Annotated in this window: 4 protein-coding genes; all 4 read left to right on the top strand. The window is 75.7% G+C overall.

Going from position 1 to position 4,208, the window contains the following annotated elements:
* On the top strand, positions 1–1,077 hold a 1,077-nt coding region (locus CTKZ_RS19645), incomplete at its 5' end, for an MFS transporter (protein WP_124344500.1).
* A 77-nt stretch (positions 1,078–1,154) separates the two neighbouring features.
* Positions 1,155–2,684, top strand: a complete 1,530-nt coding sequence (locus CTKZ_RS19640) for an aldehyde dehydrogenase family protein (RefSeq protein WP_124344499.1) — start codon at positions 1,155–1,157, stop codon at positions 2,682–2,684.
* Positions 2,681–3,784: a LuxE/PaaK family acyltransferase gene (locus tag CTKZ_RS19635; RefSeq protein ID WP_124344498.1), complete on the top strand. Its 1,104-nt coding sequence runs from the start codon at positions 2,681–2,683 to the stop codon at positions 3,782–3,784. Before CTKZ_RS19640 ends, CTKZ_RS19635 begins: the two co-directional genes overlap by 4 nt.
* Positions 3,784–4,208, top strand: a 425-nt coding sequence (locus CTKZ_RS19630; protein ID WP_124344497.1) for an FAD-dependent oxidoreductase, incomplete at its 3' end; no start/stop codon positions are given. The genes CTKZ_RS19635 and CTKZ_RS19630, both read left to right, overlap by 1 nt.

Below are 4,208 nucleotides of genomic sequence, written 5' to 3'. Positions count from 1 at the left end.
GTCGTGGTGCCCGCGTCGCTCGGGCTCGTCGCCGCGGCGCACCCCGCCGGACCCGCGCGGTCGCACGCCGTCGCGCTGTGGTCGGCGATCGGGGCGGTCGCGCTCGCGGTCGGGCCGCTCGTCGGCGGCGTGCTCGTGCAGACCGCCGGGTGGCGGTCGATCTTCTGGCTCAACGTGCCCGTGGGGGTCGTCGTGTGCGGCGGGCTGCTCGCCGTCCGCCGGTCCGCACCCGCCGCCGCGCGCGTCCCGGGCCGGGCGGACGTCCTCGGCGTCGTCGTGCTCGCCGCCGCTCTGCTCACCGCCGCCGTCCTCGTCATCGAGCACGTCCCGCCCGGTCCGCTCGGCCCGGCGCTCGCGGTCGTCGTGCTCGTGGGGGCCGTCGTGCTCCTGCTGCGCCGCGGCCGCGGCAGGCCGCACGCCGTGCTCCCGACCGACCTCGTGACCCGCTCCGAGGTCGCGGTGCTCCTGCTGCTGGGCGGCGCGACGTTCGCCGGCCTCTACGCGTTCGTGTTCCTCGTCCCGCTCAGCGACCAGGCCGCGTTCGGACGCAGCGCGCTCGCGACGGGCGTCGCGTTCCTGCCGCTCACGGTCGCGCTGTTCGCGGTCGGGTTCGTCGCGGGCCGCCTGGCCGAGCGGTTCCCCGAGCGGCTGCTGGTCGGCGGTGCGCTGCTCGCGATGGCCGCGGGCACCGGGCTCGCGGTCGGTGTCGGCCTCGACCCGGCGTCGCCCGTGCGGCCCGTCGCGCTCGTCCTGGTCGGCGCGGGCGCGACCCTCGCGCTCACCCCCGCGACGATCGCGCTGCTGCGGTTGGCCGGCGCGCCCCGCGCGGGCGTCGTGACGAGCACCAGCAACCTCGTGCGGAACGCCGGCGGCGTGCTGGGCGTCGCGCTCGCGGGGTGGGCCGTGCACGCGGGCCGTCCCGGTGCCGGGCCCGTCCCGGCCGGTCCCGAGCTCGTCGACCGGGTCGGCGGCGCGCTCGCGGCCGTCGCCGTCGCGCTCGCGGTCGTCGCGGTCGCCTTCCTCGTCGTCTGCCCACCGGGGCTGGCCCGACGCGTCCCGCGCGCCGAACCGGCCTGACGCGCGCCCGCCCGACCCGCACCCCGACGGACGTGCCCCGCGCACCCCGACGTCACGCACCACCGAACGGAGAACCCATGGACCAGGTCATCGACCTCCCGCTCATCGTCAACGGCGTCGCGCGCTACGCCGACGGCCCGCAGGACGACGACGTCCACCTGCTGCGGTTCGAGAGCGGCGCCGCCGTCCGCATCCCGCAGTTCCACCGCTCGCACCTCGACGAGATCCACGCCGCCGGGCCCGCGCTCGACGCCGAGCTCGCGGAGCTCTCGTCGGCGGAGATCATCACGTTCCTCGGCAAGGTCGGCGAGCTGTGGGACGCCCGTCGCCTCGCGGCGCGCATGTTCGTCCGCCGGCACGCGCACACGCTCACGCAGTTCCCCGACGTGATGATGGAGCGCGACTACGAGACGATCGGGCACTTCCTCGCCCAGCGCTGGCACCTGTACGACCAGATCGAGTCGGAGTTCGGCGACCAGCGGATCCTCGACGAGTGGCTGCCGGTGCAGATGTCGTACCGGCGCGCGTACCCCCGCGGGCTGGTCCTGCACTACCTGGTCGGCAACCTGCCGCTCGCGTCGATGTACAGCCTGTGCCGCGGCATGGTCACCAAGAACCGCTCGATCGCGAAGCTCCCCTCACGTGACCCGATCTCGCCCGTCGGGCTCGCGCTCGCGGTGCTGGAGGTCGACCCGCAGCACCCGGTGTCGCGCGCGCTGTCGCTGCCGTACTGGCCGCACGGCGACGCGGTCGGGGACGCGGCGATCGCGTCCGTCGACGCGGCCTGCGTGTGGGGCGGCGAGGCCGCCGTCCGGTCCGTGCGCAGCAAGCTCGGCGTCAACGTCCCGCTGGCCGAGTACGGCCCGCGGCACAGCGCATCGGTCGTCGACCTCACCGACGCGGACGTCCGCGAGGCCGCGATGCGCGTCGTCGAGGACGCGGCGTTCTACGACCAGGAGGCGTGCTTCAACACGCAGCGCGTCTTCGTGAAGGGCGACACGACGGCGTTCGTCGCCGCCGCGCGCGACGCGTTCGCGACGTTCACGGGCAACCTGCCGTTCGTCACCGAGAACCGCGACGTGCTCGCCAACCGGTCCGCGCTGCTCGCCGAGGCGTCGTTCCGCGGCTTCCCGTCGACGGTCACACCGGACTGGGCGGTCGTCGAGCTGCCGCTCGGCACCACGGACCTGCCGCACCCGCTCGGCCGCACGCTGTTCGTGCACCCCGTCGAGGACCTGGGCGACGTGGCCCGGCACCTCGACCGGCACAGCCAGACGCTGAGCGTGCACCCGTGGCGGATCACGACCGAGCACCGCGACCGGTGGGCGGCCGCGGGCGCGGACCGGCTCGTCGAGGCCGGGTTCTCGCGCATGCCGCGCGCCGGGTTCACGCACGACGGCTCGCTCGGCATGCACACGCTCGTCCGGCTCGTGTCGATCGAGCGCTCGTGGGACGACCCCGGTCGCTACTACACGCGCCGCACCGACGCCGCGCAGCACTACCTCGTCGACCGGTACGACCGCGTGCGGGCGACGATGCAGGCCGACGACCTCGCCGCCGTCGGCACGGACCCCCGACCCGCGCCCGCCGAGGGAGAGCAGCGATGAGCACGACCGCGACCCGACCCGCCCCCACGACGACGGCCGACGAGGTCAGCGCGCTCGACGCGTGGCTCTCCGCGACCGACGTGCTGCGCGACGGCGCCGCGCCCGAGGTCCGCGCCGCGTTCCTGCGCGACGCGGTCGCGCACCACGTCGCGCACAACCCCGCCTACGCCCGGTACGCGGACGGCCTGGATCCCGCGTCGATCGACGTCGACACGCTCGACCGCATCCCGCTGCTGCCCAGCGGCGTGTTCAAGCGCGCGGCCGACCTGGTCCGGACCGGCGACGCGCCCGTCGTGCAGACGACGAGCAGCGGCACGCAGGGCACGGTGTCCCGGGTCCCGCGCGACGACGCGACGCTCATGCGGTTCTTCGCGTCGGTCACGGCGGCGACGCACGAGCTGCTCGACGTCGAGCACGCGGAGACCGTCGTGCACAACGTGGGCCCGCGCGTCGACGAGTCGCAGCACCTGTGGATCTCGTACGTCATGTCCGGCGTCTCCGTGCTGCACGAGACCGACTTCTACGTGCGCGACGGGGCCGTCGAGACCGAGCGGCTGGTCGACGCGCTCGCGGCCGACGACCCGTCCGTGCCGTCGCTCGTCGTCGGCCCGCCGCCGCTGCTGTGGGACCTCGCGCACGCGCTGCGCTCGCGTCCGCTCCCCGCGCACCCGCGCCGGTTCGCCGTGACGATCGGCGGCTGGAAGGGGCGGCAGGGGCAGGCCGTCGGCCGGGCCGACCTGCACGACGCGCTGGTCCCGTCGCTCGGGCTGCGCGACGTCGGCGCCGTACGCGACGCGTTCAACATGGTCGAGCTCAACACCATCGCGCTCGAGTGCGCGCACCACGCCAAGCACTGCCCGCCGTGGCTCTACGTGAGCGCGCGCGACGCCCGCACGCTCGCGCCCGTCGAGCCGGGCGAGTCCGGGCTGCTCGCCTACTGCGACCCGACCCCGACGAGCTTCCCCGGGTTCGTCCTCAGCGAGGACTTCGGCTGGGTCGACCGCGACGTCGCCTGCCCGTGCGGCGTCACGGGCGACGTGCTGCGCATCGAGCGACGCGTCAACCGGCTGGAGAGCCGGGGCTGCGCGATGAAGATCTGATGCCCGACGATCCGGGGGCGCGGGCCGGGCGCGTCGGCCGGACGGCCCACGTCGACGACGCCGTCGACGTGGTCGTCGTCGGGCTCGGCGTCGCCGGGGCGACCACGCTGTGGAGCCTCGCGCGCGCGGGGCTACGGGCCGTGGGCGTCGAGCAGCACGAGCCCGGCCACGTGCACGGCGGGTCGCACGGCGGCACGCGGCTGTTCCGTCGGCTGCACTGGGAGGGCGCGCACTACCCGGCGCTCGCCGACCGGTCGCTCGCGCGCTACCGCGACCTCGAGGCCGAGTCCGGCACGACCCTGCTGACGCCCTGCGCGCACGCCGTCGTCGGGCCCGGCGACGGTCCGCTCGTCGGGCGCACGCGCGCCGTCGCGCAACGCTGCGGGACCTCCGTCCAGGTGCTGCGGTCGCGCGCCGCCGCCCG

It is taken from the genome of Cellulomonas algicola, assembly GCF_003851725.1.
Taxonomy (GTDB): Bacteria; Actinomycetota; Actinomycetes; order Actinomycetales; family Cellulomonadaceae; genus Cellulomonas; species Cellulomonas algicola.
The sequence above is the reverse complement of the archived record's forward strand: the minus strand, read 5'-3'. Positions and strand labels throughout refer to the sequence as shown.

Bases quoted from the DNA above. Each gene is read 5' to 3' on its own strand.
- CTKZ_RS19640 (WP_124344499.1), top strand. From the start codon at position 1,155: ATGGACCAGGTCATCGACCTCCCGCTCATCGTCAACGGCGTCGCGCGC.
- CTKZ_RS19635 (WP_124344498.1), top strand. From the start codon at position 2,681: ATGAGCACGACCGCGACCCGACCCGCCCCCACGACGACGGCCGACGAG.